Origin of the sequence: Streptomyces sp. NPDC050508 (assembly GCF_040655155.1) — a bacterium.
Taxonomy (GTDB): Bacteria; Actinomycetota; Actinomycetes; order Streptomycetales; family Streptomycetaceae; genus Streptomyces.
Genome location: NZ_JBFAJJ010000032.1, coordinates 1 through 15245 on the forward strand (window position 1 = coordinate 1; position 15245 = coordinate 15245).

The following is a 15245-nucleotide window of genomic DNA, read 5'->3' on the forward strand; positions in this document are numbered from 1 at the left end:
AATCGGGACCACACACACGAGAGCGGAACAGCCAGGCGGAATAAGCCCGGCCGTTCACAGCGTCCTCGCTGTATGTTTTCTTCAAAGGAACCTCGCCACCGGACAGAGTCCGATGGACGGGGTATCAACATATCTGGCGTTGATTTTTGGCACGCTGTTGAGTTCTCAAGGAACGGATGCTTCCTTTGTACTCACCCTCTCGGGCTTTCCTCCGGGCTTTTCCCTTCGGTCTTGCGTTCCCGACTCTATCAGACCGTTTCCGGTTCCGATTTCCTCGGTGCTTTCCAGGTTTCCGCTTTCGCGTTTCCCTTTCCGGCGGTTCCGACTTTATCAGAAGTTCTGAGCCGGACTGACCGGCCGCTCTTTTCCGATTCATCGGGAGTGTGGCTTCTTTGAAAGCGAAGTTTCTAGAAGCAGACAGACACTCGCTGTTGCCGACCGGACCAGATCCAGTTCTAGGCAACTGTTCGAATCTACCTCCCCGACCGGTCCGTGTCAACGGCTCCTTTGGGGCGAAGAGGAGACTAGCAGCTCAGAGGGAGTGCCTGCACATCAGGCGGCTGTGGGGACCGTGGAGCTGCGTTCGGCCGCCTCGACGTCGCCCGTCTCACCGGCGCGTACGGCACGACCGCCCAGGACGTAGACGTACGTCAGGAAGGCCCCCTCGGCAAGGATGCCGATGCCGATGCGGGCCCACGTAGGAAGGCCTGACGGAGTGACGAAGCCTTCGATGGCGCCGGAGACGAACAGCACCAGGGCCAAGCCGATCGCCATGCCCACGGCGGCTCGGCCTTCTTCGGCGAGGGCCGTGCGGCGCGTGCGTGGGCCGGGGTCGATGAGGGTCCAGCCGAGGCGCATGCCCGTGCCGGCGGCGACGAAGACCGCCGTGAGTTCGAGCAGGCCGTGCGGGAGGACCAGGCCCAGGAACGTGTCCAGTCGGCCTGCTGACGACATCAGGCCGATGCCCACACCCAGGTTGAGCATGTTCTCGAAGAGGATCCAGAGGACCGGCAGGCCCAGGAAGATGCCCAGGACCAGGCACATCGCGGCGGCCTTGGCGTTGTTCGTCCAGACCTGCGCCGCGAAGGCAGCCGCCGGGTGGCTGGAGTAGTAGGTCTCGTACTCGCCACCGGGGCGGGTGAGGTCGCGCAGTTGGCTCGGGGCCGCGATGGAGGACTGCACCTCGGGATGGGTGCCTATCCACCACCCCAGGAGGATCGCGACCACGGTCGACAGCAGCGCGGTGGGGACCCACCAGTGGCGTGCCCTGTACACCGCGGCCGGAAAACTCTGCCCCAGGAAGCGCGTGACATCTCGCCAGGAGGCACGACGCGTTCCTGTCACCGCACCACGCGCGCGTGCCACGAGTTGGCTGAGCCGACCCGTGAGCTGGGGGTCCGGGGCACTGGACTGGATCAGGGAGAGGTGGGTGGCCGTCCGTTGGTACAGCGCGACGAGTTCGTCGGCCTCGGCGCCGTTGAGGCGACGCTGGCGGCGGAGCAGCGCGTCGAGGCGGTCCCACTCGGCTCGGTGGGCCGAGACGAAGACGTCGAGGTCCATCTGGTTGCCTGCTCCTCGGCTGCTCGTCGACTGCTGGTCGGGGATCAGCTTGTCGTACTGGGGCACGATGTGCCCTCAGCTTGGCAGACTGACTGTTCCAGGGGCAGGGCAGGGGAAGGGCGGCAGGCGTGAGTGAGCTGGTGACGGGCGAGGCGGTGGCGCTGGAGTTGCGCCCCGCGAGACTGCCCAGCAGGGCGCTGGCTGTGTTTCTCGATCTGATCGTGGCCATGGCCGTCTATATCGGCGTGACCCTGATTCTGATTGCTTCCACGGCCTCTTTGGACGATGCCGCCCAGATCGCGCTGTCGATCGCCGCGTTCGTGCTGGTACTGGTGGGCGGGCCCATCGCGGTGGAGACGCTCAGTCACGGTCGTTCGCTCGGCAAGCTGGCGCTCGGGCTGCGAGTGGTGCGGGACGACGGCGGGCCGATCCGGTTCCGGCACGCGCTGGTGCGGGGTGCGATCGGTGTGGTCGAGATCCTGATGACGTTCGGGTCCGTCGCCTGTATCGCCTCGCTCGTTTCGGCACGCGGTCGGCGCCTCGGGGATGTGTTCGCGGGCACTCTGGTCGTACGGGAAAGGGTGCCCGCCGGGCAGACGGCCTTCGTGCCTCCTCCGCCGCCGTGGCTGTCGGGACGTTTTGCGGAGCTTGATCTGTCCGCGGTTCCCGACGGGTTGTGGCTGGCCATCCGTCAGTACCTGACGCGGATGCAGCAGTTGGATCCGCAGGTCGGCTGGGCCATGGCCGAGCGGCTGGCGACGGATCTCGTGGCTCGTACAGGCGCTCCGGCGCCGCAGGGTGTACCGCCGGCCGCGTATCTGGCGGCGGTGGTGCAGGAGCGGCAGGCACGGGATGTGCGGCGGGCCTTCGGGAACGGCGCGGTCGGGGGCGCACCGGCAGGCGGGTTCAGGCCTGGGGCGGGTGTGCCGGGCGCCTTCGGCAATTCGGCGCTCCAGCCGCCGTCGGCTCCTCAGCAGCCCTACGGTTCTGTTCCCACGCCTGCTCCTGGTCCTGGTTCTTGGCCGACCGGCGCCGCTTCCTCTTCGCCCACGGCAGGCGGCACGGGAGCCGATCCGGTCGCGCCCGGTGGACAGACACCTGATCCCCAGCCGCAGGTGCCGCAGAACGTATCGCCCTCCGACCCTCGACCCTCCTCCGGATTCGCGCCGCCTGCCTGACCCTGTCGGCCGCGCCCCTCGGTAGCCGGACCGGATTGCCCTGTCCCGCCCAGCGACCCCGCGCGACCGCTCAGCCGAAGACGGACGGCGGCGACTCAAGCTCCTCCAGCTCGATACCGGGCGCCGCGAGCACCACGTCGCCGGCGATGTGCACGGCGTGCTGCTCCCCCGTGTCCAGGGCTGTGACCTGGTATTCGTCCACGGTCAGAGGGCCGTTGTCAGTGCCGTGTGTTTCTCTTTTCAGCAAGGCCCAGGACTGGTCCACGGTGCGGGGGGCGAGGACCGGATCCGTGAGGGCGACCAGGCGGACGCGGGTTGCGGAGGAGGAAGGGGTGAGGCGCAGGAGACGGGTGGTGGCGATGAGGAACGCGGGGGAGGTGCCGGTGAAGGCGTGGGCGCGGACATTGCCTTCGGTGGCATCGGTGCCGGTGGGGTCGGTGCGGACCCAGGTGACGCCGTCGAGAGCGGCGCCGCGCACCTGCCAGCTCGCCGCGTGGAGCTCCAGCCGGATCGGGCGGCCGAGTTCGTCGAGGGTGAGGTCGACGGAGCCGCTGTGGTCGCCGGAGGGGGTGGTGAGTTGGGAGACATAACGCCAGCCGGACGGGCCGGGGGCGCACTGGAAGTGTTCTGTAGCGAGGGGGGTGTGATCGTGCGGATCGTGGAGCGAATAACGGCCGCGGGGCATCGGGGTCCTGGGTCTTGACGGGCCGGTCCGGCCAGAGGAACCAAAGGGGCAGGCCCCCGACACGGGGGTGCGGGGGCCTGCCTCGGAGGATCTGCTGCTGAGGACCCGCCGCTGAGGACTGCGTCAGTGCACGGACGCGGTCACAGCGGGCGGGGTCGCCGGCTCAGTAGCGGTAGTGGTCCGACTTGTACGGGCCCTCGACCTCGACGCCGATGTACGACGCCTGCTCGGGGCGGAGCGTGGTCAGCTTCACGCCGAGCGCGTCCAGGTGGAGGCGGGCGACCTTCTCGTCGAGGTGCTTGGGCAGCACGTAGACGTCGGTCGGGTACTCCTCGGGCTTGGTGAACAGCTCGATCTGGGCCAGGGTCTGGTCCGCGAAGGAGTTGGACATCACGAACGAGGGGTGGCCGGTGGCGTTGCCCAGGTTCAGCAGGCGGCCCTCGGACAGCACGATGAGGACCTTGCCGTCGGGGAACTTCCAGGTGTGGACCTGCGGCTTGACCTCGTCCTTGACGATGCCCGGGATCTTCGCCAGGCCGGCCATGTCGATCTCGTTGTCGAAGTGACCGATGTTGCCGACGATCGCCTGGTGCTTCATCTTGGCCATGTCCGCGGCCATGATGATGTCCTTGTTGCCGGTCGTGGTGATGAAGATGTCGCCCTTGTCGACGACCTCGTCCAGCGTCGTGACCTGGTAGCCGTCCATCGCCGCCTGCAGCGCGCAGATCGGGTCGATCTCGGTGACGATCACGCGGGCGCCCTGTCCGCGCAGGGACTCCGCGCAGCCCTTGCCCACGTCGCCGTAGCCGAGGACGACCGCGGTCTTGCCGCCGATGAGGACGTCGGTGGCGCGGTTGATGCCGTCGATCAGGGAGTGGCGGCAGCCGTACTTGTTGTCGAACTTCGACTTGGTGACGGCGTCGTTCACATTGATCGCCGGGAACAGGAGGGTGCCGTCGCGGTGCATCTCGTAGAGACGGTGCACGCCGGTCGTGGTCTCCTCGGTCACGCCGCGGATCTCCGAGGCGAGCTGGGTCCACTTCTGCGAGCCGTCGCTGATGGTGCGCTGCAGGACCTGGAGGACGACGCGGTGCTCGTCGGACTCGGCGGTGTCGAGGGAGGGGACCTTGCCGTCCTTCTCGTACTCGACGCCCTTGTGGACGAGCATGGTGGCGTCGCCGCCGTCGTCCAGGATCATGTTCGGGCCGCCGGTGGGGGTGTTCGGCCAGGTCAGCGCCTGCTCCGTGCACCACCAGTACTCCTCCAGGGTCTCGCCCTTCCAGGCGAAGACCGGGATGCCCTGGGGGTTCTCCGGCGTACCGTTCGGGCCGACGGCGATGGCGGCGGCCGCGTGGTCCTGGGTGGAGAAGATGTTGCAGGACACCCAGCGGACCTCGGCGCCCAGGGCGACCAGGGTCTCGATGAGGACGGCGGTCTGCACGGTCATGTGCAGCGAGCCCATGATGCGGGCGCCGGCCAGCGGCTGGCTGGCGGCGAACTCCCGGCGGATCGACATCAGGCCGGGCATCTCGTGCTCGGCGAGGGTGATCTCCTTTCGGCCGAACTCGGCCAGGGAGAGATCGGCGACCTTGAAGTCCTGTCGGTTGTCGACAGTCGTCATTGCGAGGTACTCCTCGGGGTTGGGGCGAGGTGGGTACGGCTGGTCTGCGCGGCGGCGGACACAGGGGTGCCCCAAGGAGGACACAGGCATGCCCGCGTGCGCGCAGCGCAGTCCGTCGGAGGCCCTCTCTCCCTCGGTCGGTCCGCGGTGGGACCGCCCGACCGCCATCAGCAGCGACGTCTGGCTCCGTCCCAAGTTACACCGGTAGGCCCGGCCGCCCCCAGTCCGCTCCGGACAGATCCAGCCGAACCGAGCGGGCGCCCGGCGTCGGATCGAGCTTCCGGGAGCGCGGTAACAGGATGCGCACGAACGTCTGCCGGAAGGGAGCATATGGGGGCAATCAGGGATGTTCGGGTGTTTGAGTCGGGCGGTGGATGTTGCAGGATGCGGGGAGATCAGGAGCCTCTGATCGATCCTGCGGGACGTCCGGGACGGCGTTCCGTGCGACGAAGGTGTTAGGAGATCGACGTGACCAGTCCGGCCGGCCCTCCCCCCACGGGCAGCGGCGATGGCGAGCAGAAGCGGTTGAAGCTGCTCGCGGTGACCGCATGCCCGACCGGCATCGCACACACGTACATGGCGGCGGAGAAACTCGCGCAGGCCGCCGAGAGCCGCGGCATCGACATGAAGGTGGAGACGCAGGGATCCATCGGGGCTGAAAACATCCTTGATGACAACGATGTCAGCACCGCGGACGGTGTGATCATCGCCGCGGACAAGGACGTGGACCTGAGCCGTTTCGCCGGCAAGCGGGTTCTCATGGTCGGGGTCGCCGAGGGCATTCGGCATCCCGAGCGGCTGATCGAGCAGGTGCGGTCGGCGCCTGTGCACACGCCGGGCGGTACGGCCGCAGCGGCAGCGGCTCCGGGTGGCAGGGAGCGGAGCGTCGCGTACAAGGCGCTGATGAACGGGGTCAGTTACATGATCCCGTTCGTCGTGGTCGGTGGGCTGCTGATCGCGATCTCGTTGTCACTCGGTGGCCACCCGGACCCCTCCGGCGGTCTGGTCATCCCGAAGGACTCCTTCTGGATGGACGTGAACAACATCGGTGTCATCGGCTTCACGCTGATGGTGCCGATCCTGTCCGGCTACATCGCCTACGCGATCGGCGACCGGCCCGCGCTCGTGCCGGGCATGATCGGCGGGTGGATCGCCAACACCGGTGCGCTGTACGACTCGAAGGCGGGCGCCGGGTTCATCGGGGCGATCGTGACCGGGTTCCTCGCCGGGTATCTGGTGCTGTGGATCAAGAAGGTCAGGGTGCCGAAGTTCGTGCAGCCGATCATGCCGATCATCGTGATCCCGATCGTGGCGACGACGGCGCTCGGACTGTTCTTCATCTACGTCATCGGCAAGCCGATCTCCTGGGTGTTCGAGCACCTCACCAGCTGGCTCGGCGGGATGACCGGCACCAGTGCGATCCTGCTCGGCACGATCCTGGGGCTGATGATCGCGTTCGACATGGGCGGGCCGGTCAACAAGACGGCGTTCCTGTTCGGCGCGGGGCTCATCGCGACCGGCAACCAGGCCGTCATGGGCATGTGCGCCGCCGCGATTCCGGTGATGCCGCTCGGCCAGGGCCTGGCCACGCTGATACGGCAGCGGCTCTACACCGACCAGGAGCGGGAGACTGGTCTGGCCTCGCTGTTCATGGGCTGCTTCGGCATCTCCGAGGGCGCGATCCCGTTCGCGGCGGCGCGGCCGGCGCAGGTCATCCCCGCCAACATGCTGGGCGGCGCGGTGGCCGGTGCGGTCGCCGGGCTCGCCGGGGTGAAGGACGCGGTGCCGCACGGCGGGCCGATCGTGGCGGTGCTGGGCGCGGTGAGTGGCGTACCGATGTTCTTCGTGGCGGTGGCGATCGGTACGGCGGTCACCGCGGTGACGACGGTCGCGCTGGCCGACGTGAGGGAACGGAAGCGGCGCGGGGAGTCCGTCGAACACGCGGTCACGCGCGAACCCGAGCTTGCGTTGGTCGGGGCCGGGGTGGGAGCACCGGGCGCCGGAGCCGTCGTAGGCCTGGCGGAGCGGGAGGCGCGTGGAGCGACGGCGGCGAGCGTGGAAAGCGCAGGAAGCGTGGGGAACTCGGCCGGTTCGGGGCCACGGGTTCGTCAAGATGTCCCCGCCGCGGACACCGCCCCAGAAGTCCGTTCCGAAGTCCGTTCCGAAGTCCGTTCCGAAGTTCTCTCCGGCTATCTCACCGAGCAGACCGTGAAGGTGCGGCTGGACGCGGTCGACAAGGAAGCCGCGATCCGGGAGATGGCCGGGCTGTTGGCGCGGACCGGCAAGGTCGTGGACGTGGGCGAGTTGGTGGCGACCGCGCTGCGACGGGAGGCGCAGGGTACGACCGGGCTCGGGGAGGAGATCGCGATCCCGCATGCCAAGACGGACGCGGTGAGTGCGCCGGTCGTCGGGTTCGCGCGGTCGGCGGAGGGGGTCGAGTGGGGCTCCCTGGACGGTACGAAGGCGCGGCTGGTCTTCATGATCGCCGTGCCGGAGGCCGCCGCCGGTGATGAGCATCTGCGGATTCTGGCCCTGCTGTCGCGGAAGTTGATGGATGCCGGGTTCCGGGAGCGGCTGTCGGCGGCCGAGGACGAGTCGGCGGTGCTCGGTGTGCTGAGCGAGGTCGGTTAGCCGGCCGGTGCGGGCCTGCGGCCGTCGCAGGTCGCGGGCCCGCACAGACCGTTCACAGACACCCGTTACCCTCGCCCCCGCGGAAGTGCCGCATGGGGAGGGAAACGATGTCGGGCAAGGGGCGGGGACTTGGGGTCGCGGCTGTGGTGGTGGGGCTGTTGGGGGTGGTGTTGGCGATCGGCGCACTCGCGTACGCGCGGAATTCCTACGGGAGTTCCACCATCAGCAGCCAGAGCATGTCGCCTACGTACGAGCCGGGCGACCGGATCATCTACGAGAAGGTCGGCGGCGGCGAGGTGCACCGCGGTGACGTCGTGCTGTTCTCGGCGCCGGACCGCTACGGGTCCGGCGCGAACGTGCTGCAGCGGGTCGTCGGGGTGGGCGGCGACCGCGTGGTGTGCTGCACGGGTTCGGGCACGGCCGCACGGGTCACCGTGAACGGAAAGCCCCTGTCGGAGCCCTATGTGAAGCAGGGCGACGTCGACGGCGTGCACAAGTCGTACGACGTGACGGTCCCGAAGGGCCGGCTGTTCCTGCTCGGTGACAACCGTGCGAACTCGGCGGACTCGCGTCTCTTCGCGAGCGACCACGACGGCACGGTGGCCGAGTCCGCAGTCCGAGGCCGGGTGACCGACGACCGTACGGTCGCCTCCGGCATCGGGGCGGTGGTCATCGGCGGGGTCGTGCTCGCCCTGGTCGGGATCGGCCTGGGGATCGCCGCGTTCGTCGTACGGCGGCGGAAGGCGGTGCCGGTCGCTCCGTGGCCCGTCCAGCGGGTCTAGCGGGAGCCGCGCTCCCCCGCCGCCGTAGCGGGGCGGGACAGTCAGTGGTCGGCGGGGTGCTGGGCCGGGCCTCCGGGGGTTGCTTCGCGGTCCGGGCCCCTGGTGGCTTCGGACTCGCTGTAGATGTCGGGTTCGAGGTAGATCACGCGGGCGATCGGGACGGCTTCGCGGATGCGGGACTCGGCGGCGTTGATCGCGGTGGCGACCTCGGCGGCCGTGTCGTCGTGCTGGACGGCGATCTTGGCGGCGACGAGCAGTTCCTCGGGGCCGAGGTGGAGCGTGCGCATGTGGATGATGCCGGTGACCGTGTGGCCGTCGACGATGGCGGCCTCGATCTTCTTGACGTCCTCGCTGCCCGCGGACTCGCCGAGCAGGAGGGACTTGGTCTCGGCGGCCAGGACCAGCGCGATCAGGATGAGCAGGATGCCGATGCAGAGGGTGCCGATGCCGTCCCAGACGCCGTCGCCGGTGAGCAGGGCCATACCGACGCCGCCGAGGGCGAGGACCAGGCCGATGAGCGCGCCGAAGTCCTCCAGGAGGACGACCGGCAGCTCGGGGGCCTTGGCGCGGCGGATGAACTGCGACCAGGAGTGCGTGCCGCGCAGTTCGTTCGACTCCTTGATGGCCGTACGGAAGGAGAAGCCCTCGGCGATGATCGCGAAGACGAGGACGCCCACCGGCCAGTACCAGTGCTCCAGTTCGTGGGGGTGCTTGATCTTCTCGAAGCCCTCGTAGACGGCGAACATGCCGCCGACCGAGAAGAGGACGATCGAGACGAGGAAGGCGTAGATGTACCGCTCGCGGCCATAGCCGAAGGGGTGCTGCGGGGTGGCCTCGCGCTGGGCCTTCTTGCCGCCGATGAGGAGCAGGGCCTGGTTGCCGGAGTCGGCGAGCGAGTGGACGCCCTCGGCGAGCATCGAGGACGAGCCGCTGAAGGCGAACGCCACGAACTTCGATGCCGCAATCGCGAGGTTGGCGCCGAGTGCCGCCACGATCGCCCTGGTGCCGCCTGACGCGCTCATGTGTTCGCGGTGTCCCTTCGCCTTCGTACGTCTGCCCCGGACGTCTGCCCAGTGGCCGTCCGGGCGTCTTTGCCCGTCCTTTGCCGGTGAGCCATTCTTGCAGCCCTGCCCGACGACGGCTCGTCAGGTATCCACAGGCCCGGTCATACGATCACAGTGGCCCGGAAGACCGTGCCGACTCCGGACACCTCGGCCATGTCTCCCGCGGGGACGAAGACCGACTGGCCGAGGGCGAGTTCGAGCTCGCCCGCCTTCACCGCTCCGGCCGTGCAGAGCAGGATCTGCGGGGTGTCGAGCGTGAGGTCGTGGGCGCCGGTGCCCGCCGGAAGGACGTACCGGGACAGCCGGAACTCGTCGATGGGGGTCTCGTAGACCTCCTCGCCGTCGGGGGACGCCTCGGGGCGCAGTACTCCGGGGTCGCTCGCCTCGAAGTTGACGATGCGCAGGAGTTCGGGGACGTCGACGTGCTTGGGGGTGAGGCCGCAGCGCAGGACGTTGTCGGAGTTGGCCATGATCTCGACGCCGAGGCCGTTGAGGTAGGCGTGCGGGATGCCGGCGCCGAGGAACAGGGCCTCGCCGGGCTGGAGTCGGACGTAGTTCAGGAGCATGGCCGCGATGACGCCGGGGTCGCCCGGGTAGTGGTGGGCGATGTCCGCGTAGGGGGCGTAGTCGCCGCCGAGGCGGGTGCAGGCGGTCGCCGCCGCGGTGACCGTGTGGCGCATCTCCTCGGGGTCGGCGGTGAGGATCGCCGTGAGGACCTCGCGCAGGGCGGCTTCCTCGGGGTGTGCGTGGAGGAGGTCGACGTACGGCTTCAGGGAGTCGACGCCGAGGCCGGCGAGCAGGTCGGCGGCGTGCAGCGGGTCGCGGAAGCCGCACAGGCCGTCGAACTCCGTGAGCGCGCAGATCAGTTCGGGCTTGTGGTTGGCGTCCTTGTAGTTGCGGTGCGGGGCGTCCACGGGGATGCCCCGGCGCTCCTCGTCGGCGTAACCCTCCTTCGCCTGCTCCAGGTTGGGGTGCACCTGGAGGGAGAGGGGGGCGCCGGCGGCGAGGATCTTCAGCAGGAAGGGCAGGCGCGGGCCGAACTTCGCCACCGCCTTCTCCCCCAACTCCCGCTCCGGAGCGGCCTCGATGACCTCGACGAGCGTCCCGCGCGCGGTGCGTGAGGGTGCTCCCGGGTGCGCGCCCATCCACATCTCCGCCTGCGGTTCACCGCTGGGCTCGACGCCGAGCAGCTTGGGGATGGCGGTGGTGGAACCCCAGGCGTAGGGGCGGACGGTGTTGTCGAGGCGGTCCATGTGGCTCTCTACCGGTTCTCTCTGCGTACGACCCGAGGACGACCTGGGTACGACGTGGCTTCGCGCCCCGTACGACGGTGTACGGCGGCTCAGGGCTTCGACGACAAGATCAGGCGCCCGAGGCGAGCGCCAGGTAAACGGCGGCGAAATCCGTCATGGCGATCAGCTCCGCGAGGGTCTCCAACTCGCCGCCCTCCTCGGGCTCCAGCTCACTGATCGGCGTGTCGTGGCTGAGGGCCAGGTCACGGGCGGTCGGAGCGGCGGTGAGGCCGCCGATCGGACGGTCCCGGAGCAGCACCACGCGTGCGTGCAGCGCGGGTGCCTCGTCCACGCGGTCGCGGAAGAAGTCGTCGGGGTCGGCGCTGGCGGCGAGCGGGCCGGCCAGCAGGGCGTTGTGCTCGGCGAGCGCCTCGGGCAGCTCGGAGACGAGCGCGGGGCGACCGGCCAACTCCGCTAGCGCGGCGGCGAAACGACGGCCCGCAGGACCCGCCGAAGCACCCTCCGTCCAGATCACCGGGAGCGAGTCGGCCAGTTCGGCGGCGAGCGTCTTCGCGGGGTTGCTGTACGTCGCGACGGCGGGCCCGCAGCGCTCGGCGACCTGGTCGAGCCGGTCGGCGACCTTCTCCAGGGCCTCCGGCGGCGCGCTGAGCAGCCCGGTGCGGTCCAACAGCGCGAGCAGCGGGGTGAGCAGCGCCCAGAGCACTCCGGGGGCGGAGGCGGCCAGGGGTTCGTCGTGCTCGTACGGTGCGGTCGCCATCGGTACGAAGAGGCCGTGGGCGCCGTCCACCGCCTCGGTGAGGGGGCTGCGGGTCGGGGCCACCGCGACGACGGTGCAGCCGCGGCGGTAGGCCTGCTCGGCGAGCAGGGACAGGCCGGGCTCGGTGCCGTCCGGGGTGGTGATCAGCAGCAGGTCCACGGAGCCGGCCCAGCCAGGGAGTTCCCAGCGCAGGGCGCCGGCCGCGGGGGCCACGCCGGTGGGTGCCAGGCGGGTGACGGGGCTGCTGGCGCCGGCGAGCTTGCCGAGCAGGTCGGCGACGCAGGTGGCGGCGGCACCGGGGCCCGCGATCAGGATGGCGCGTGGGCGGCCGTCCGGTTTCAGGTCGTGGACGCCGGCCTCGGCGGCGTGCCGGGCGGCTGTGCGCACCCTCGCACCGGCTTCGGCGGCACCGCGGAGCAGGCCTCGGCGGTCGGCCTCGGCCAGTGCCTCCGGGGTGTCGAGCAGCGATTCGTCGAGCATGGGCGGCAGCCTCCGATCGCGTCGTCGTCGGTTACGCGGGGCGGCGGGCCTCGTCGACGAGCAGTACGGGGATGCCGTCCCGGACGGGGTAGGCCAGGCCGCAGTCCTCGCCGGTGCAGATCAGCTCGGTGTCCTGCTCCTTGAGGGGGGCGTGGCAGGCCGGGCAGGCCAGGATCTCCAGGAGGCCGGCTTCGAGCGGCATGGGGTGTCCCTCCGAAAGGGTGTCTGCGACTGTCTGCGACGCTTGGGCGGATGTGCCTGGTCAGGGTACCGCCGGTGTGGGGTGTGCGCCGGGGTTGGGGGCGACGTCCCTGGGGGCTGCGCCCCCGGACCCTCCTTCGGCCTGAACGGCCTCGTCCTCAAACGCCGGACGGGCTGAAACATCCCGACCGGCATCGAGAAGAACCCTCAGCCCCTGATGATCCCCAGCACCTCGTCCCGCACCTTCGCCATCGTCGCCTCGTCCCGCGCCTCCGCGTTCAGCCGCAGCAGCGGTTCCGTGTTGGACGGGCGGACGTTGAACCACCAGTCGGCGGAGGAGACGGTCAGGCCGTCGAGTTCGTCGAGGGTCAGGTCGTCCTGGCCCTCGTAGGCGGCGCGGATCGCCGCGAGGCGGGCCTGCTGGTCGTCGACCGTGGAGTTGATCTCGCCGGAGCCGACGTAGCGGTCGTACTGGGCCACGAGGCCGGAGAGGGGACCGTCCTGGCCGCCGAGCGCGGCGAGGATGTGGAGGGCGGCCAGCATGCCCGTGTCGGCGTTCCAGAAGTCCTTGAAGTAGTAGTGGGCGGAGTGCTCGCCGCCGAAGATCGCGCCGGCCTTCGCCATCTCGGCCTTGATGAAGGAGTGGCCCACGCGCGTGCGTACCGGCGTGCCGCCGTTCTCCCTGACGACCTCGGGGACCGACCAGGAGGTGATCAGGTTGTGGATGATCACGCCCTTGCCGCCGTTCCTGGCCAGCTCTCGGGAGGCCACCAGGGCGGTGATCGCGGACGGGGAGACCGGGTCGCCGTTCTCGTCGACGACGAAGCAGCGGTCGGCGTCGCCGTCGAAGGCGATGCCGAGGTCGGCGTCCTCTTCGCGGACGCGTGCCTGGAGGTCGACGATGTTGGCCGGGTCGAGCGGGTTGGCCTCGTGGTTCGGGAACGTGCCGTCCAGCTCGAAGTACATCGGGACCAGCGTGAGCGGCAGGCCGGCGAACACGGTCGGGACGGTGTGGCCGCCCATGCCGTTGCCCGCGTCGACGACGACCTTCAGGGGGCGGATGGAGGTCAGGTCGACGAGGCCGCGGAGGTGCGCCGCGTAATCCTCCAACGTGTCCCGTTTCGTGATCGTTCCTGTCGGGCCGGAGACCTCCGGGGTGCCCGAGTCCAGCCAGGACTCGACGAGTTGGCGGATCTCCGCGAGGCCGGTGTCCTGGCCGACGGGGGCCGCGCCCGCCCGGCACATCTTGATGCCGTTGTACTTCGCCGGGTTGTGCGAGGCCGTGAACATGGCACCGGGCAGGTCGAAGGCGCCCGAGGCGTAGTACAGCTGGTCCGTGGAGCACAGGCCGATCTCGGTCACGTCGACGCCACGTGCCGCCGCCCCGCGCGCGAAGGCGGCGGAGAGGCCGGGGGACGAGGGCCGCATGTCGTGTCCGGTCACGATCGCGCTCGCGCCGGTCACCTGGACGAAGGCCGCCCCGAACAGTTCGGCCAACGTCTCGTCCCACTGGTCCGGGACGACGCCCCGAACGTCGTACGCCTTCACGAGCTGCGACAGATCAGCAGACACGGCCAACCCTCCAGAAAGTCCTATCGGTCGCCCCAAACTACCCGCAAGGACCACCGTGCGACGTGCGGCAACCGAGCCGTCCACACACCGTTACCTCAGCTCAGGGCGCCATCCACCCCAGCGGTACAGGGTGGTTGGGTGAGGGGTCGCGTGAATCGTTGAACAACTCGCCCGCGGGCCAGGCGGATCGTTGAACGACTGGATCACCGGGCGAGCGGATCGTTGAACGACCGGCTCGCTGAACAACAGGATCGTTGAACGAACTCCGGCGACGAACTCCGGGGCAGACGACGTCAGTTGTCCGGCGACCGCAGTACCCGCAGATGACCCCGGCGTGCGACCTCCATCGGGTCCGCCGTACGGGCCCCGCCTCTGCCGCCGGCCTCGGCCGCCCGCTCCTGCGGGCGGGCCGCCTCGCGCACGGCGTTGGCAAGCGCTTCCAGGTCGTCGCCGCTCGGGCGGGCGGGCGCGGAGCTGTCGAGCAGCCGGACGACCTCCCAGCCGCGGGGCGCGGTGAGGCGCTCGGAGTGCTGGGCGCACAGGTCGTAGCAGTGGGGTTCGGCGTAGGTGGCGAGCGGGCCGAGGACCGCGGTCGAGTCGGCGTAGACGTACGTCAGCGTCGCGACGGCGGGGCGGCCGCAAGCGGTGCGCGAACAGCGACGTACAGGGCTCACGACGTTGGACGGTACCGCACTCTTGAGCGGGCCGCGACGACTCTCCCCCAGGTCACTCCACCGTGTCGGGCTGTGAAACGCCCCACACATCCCTCCGGTAACACGCCGCTGACCTGCACGAACACCACTTCCCGAGATCTCGAACAGGGTCAGGTCCGGTCACCACTCGGCACAAACACCGTCAATTGCCTTGAGAGTGACGGTCTTGGAGACATACGGAATCGAGCCCAACCTTGGCCGGAATGGTCATCCGGCGACATGGCGTACGAGCGGCCGGACGGCGGGTGGAGTCGGGTGGCCGGACTCGGCGGGGACTACGCTTCACCAGTGATGGACACCCCCGTACCGCCCTCTGCCGCCGGCCCCGGGCCCCGGCGCCGCGATCGACACGGCCGGGGCATGCGCGGCCCGATCGCACCGCCCCAGGTTCCGCTGGCCGCGAGCCGGGCCGATGCGTTCGCGGATCTGGTGCAGGACTCCGTGGAGCGCCTGGAGCGACGCTGGCCGCAGCTGTCCGACATCGATTTCCTCGTCCTCGAAGTGCCGCGGCTGGGTGGGGCGGGCGAGGGCTGGAACGACGAGTCGGTGCCCCTGGGCGGCACGATTCCCTCGCGCGAGGGACAGCCCGCGCGCGTGGTCGTCTACCGGCGGCCGGTCGAGATCCGCACGAAGGGGCGCGACGAACGCGCGGCCCTGGTCCACGAGGTGGTCGTGGAACAGGTCGCCGAACTGCTGGGGCTCACCCCGGAGACGGTCGATCCGCGCTACGGGGAGGACTGACCTCCCC

13 protein-coding genes are annotated in these 15245 nt (G+C 69.7%); 4 read left to right on the top strand and 9 right to left on the bottom strand.

Annotated elements, in window-relative coordinates; translation table 11 throughout:
- Positions 1-552: 552 nt before the first annotated feature.
- On the bottom strand, positions 553-1560 hold the full coding sequence (locus AB0I69_RS46250; protein WP_363101920.1) for a stage II sporulation protein M: 1008 nt from the start codon (positions 1558-1560) through the stop codon (positions 553-555).
- A 128-nt stretch (positions 1561-1688) separates the two neighbouring features.
- Between AB0I69_RS46250 and AB0I69_RS46255 the strand changes: the two genes are divergently transcribed.
- Complete coding sequence (locus AB0I69_RS46255) at positions 1689-2738, top strand: RDD family protein (RefSeq protein WP_363101865.1); 1050 nt, start codon at positions 1689-1691, stop codon at positions 2736-2738.
- Between the two features lie 70 nt (positions 2739-2808).
- On the opposite strand, the gene AB0I69_RS46260 is transcribed toward AB0I69_RS46255, so the two are convergent.
- Together AB0I69_RS46260 and ahcY are read right to left on the bottom strand one after the other, a co-directional pair.
- Entirely contained in the window at positions 2809-3423 is a 615-nt protein-coding gene (locus AB0I69_RS46260) for a hypothetical protein (protein ID WP_363101866.1), read from the bottom strand.
- A gap of 163 nt (positions 3424-3586) precedes the next feature.
- On the bottom strand, positions 3587-5044 hold the full coding sequence (ahcY, locus tag AB0I69_RS46265; RefSeq protein WP_363101867.1) for an adenosylhomocysteinase: 1458 nt from the start codon (positions 5042-5044) through the stop codon (positions 3587-3589).
- A gap of 468 nt (positions 5045-5512) precedes the next feature.
- Here ahcY and AB0I69_RS46270 point away from each other — a divergent pair, with 468 nt between their 5' ends.
- Together AB0I69_RS46270 and lepB are read left to right on the top strand one after the other, a co-directional pair.
- Positions 5513-7675 (top strand): fructose-specific PTS transporter subunit EIIC, encoded by a 2163-nt coding sequence (locus AB0I69_RS46270; protein WP_363101868.1) that lies wholly within the window; start codon positions 5513-5515, stop codon positions 7673-7675.
- Between the two features lie 107 nt (positions 7676-7782).
- On the top strand, positions 7783-8457 hold the full coding sequence (gene lepB / locus AB0I69_RS46275; RefSeq protein WP_363101869.1) for a signal peptidase I: 675 nt from the start codon (positions 7783-7785) through the stop codon (positions 8455-8457).
- A 41-nt stretch (positions 8458-8498) separates the two neighbouring features.
- Here the strand turns inward: lepB and AB0I69_RS46280 are convergent, their stop codons facing one another.
- The 6 genes from AB0I69_RS46280 to AB0I69_RS46305 form a co-directional block, all read right to left on the bottom strand.
- The gene (locus AB0I69_RS46280) at positions 8499-9479 is read right to left on the bottom strand and encodes a cation diffusion facilitator family transporter (RefSeq protein WP_363101870.1); all 981 of its coding nucleotides are present in this window, start codon (positions 9477-9479) and stop codon (positions 8499-8501) included.
- A gap of 143 nt (positions 9480-9622) precedes the next feature.
- The gene (manA, locus tag AB0I69_RS46285; protein ID WP_363101871.1) at positions 9623-10774 is read right to left on the bottom strand and encodes a mannose-6-phosphate isomerase, class I; all 1152 of its coding nucleotides are present in this window, start codon (positions 10772-10774) and stop codon (positions 9623-9625) included.
- Positions 10775-10883: 109 nt separating this feature from the next.
- Positions 10884-12011 carry an SIS domain-containing protein gene (locus AB0I69_RS46290; RefSeq protein WP_363101872.1) on the bottom strand — a complete coding sequence of 376 codons (1128 nt, stop codon included), beginning with the start codon at positions 12009-12011 and terminating at the stop codon, positions 10884-10886.
- A 31-nt stretch (positions 12012-12042) separates the two neighbouring features.
- The gene (locus tag AB0I69_RS46295; protein WP_018567001.1) at positions 12043-12213 is read right to left on the bottom strand and encodes a Trm112 family protein; all 171 of its coding nucleotides are present in this window, start codon (positions 12211-12213) and stop codon (positions 12043-12045) included.
- Between the two features lie 206 nt (positions 12214-12419).
- A complete protein-coding gene (locus AB0I69_RS46300; RefSeq protein WP_363101873.1) occupies positions 12420-13784 on the bottom strand; it encodes a phosphomannomutase/phosphoglucomutase in 1365 nt (454 codons plus the stop codon).
- 293 nt (positions 13785-14077) lie between these two features.
- Positions 14078-14548, bottom strand: a complete 471-nt coding sequence (locus tag AB0I69_RS46305; protein ID WP_363101874.1) for a DUF3499 domain-containing protein — start codon at positions 14546-14548, stop codon at positions 14078-14080.
- Positions 14549-14788: 240 nt separating this feature from the next.
- Between AB0I69_RS46305 and AB0I69_RS46310 the strand changes: the two genes are divergently transcribed.
- A complete protein-coding gene (locus AB0I69_RS46310) occupies positions 14789-15238 on the top strand; it encodes a metallopeptidase family protein (RefSeq protein WP_363101921.1) in 450 nt (149 codons plus the stop codon).
- The last annotated feature ends 7 nt before the right edge of the window (positions 15239-15245 follow it).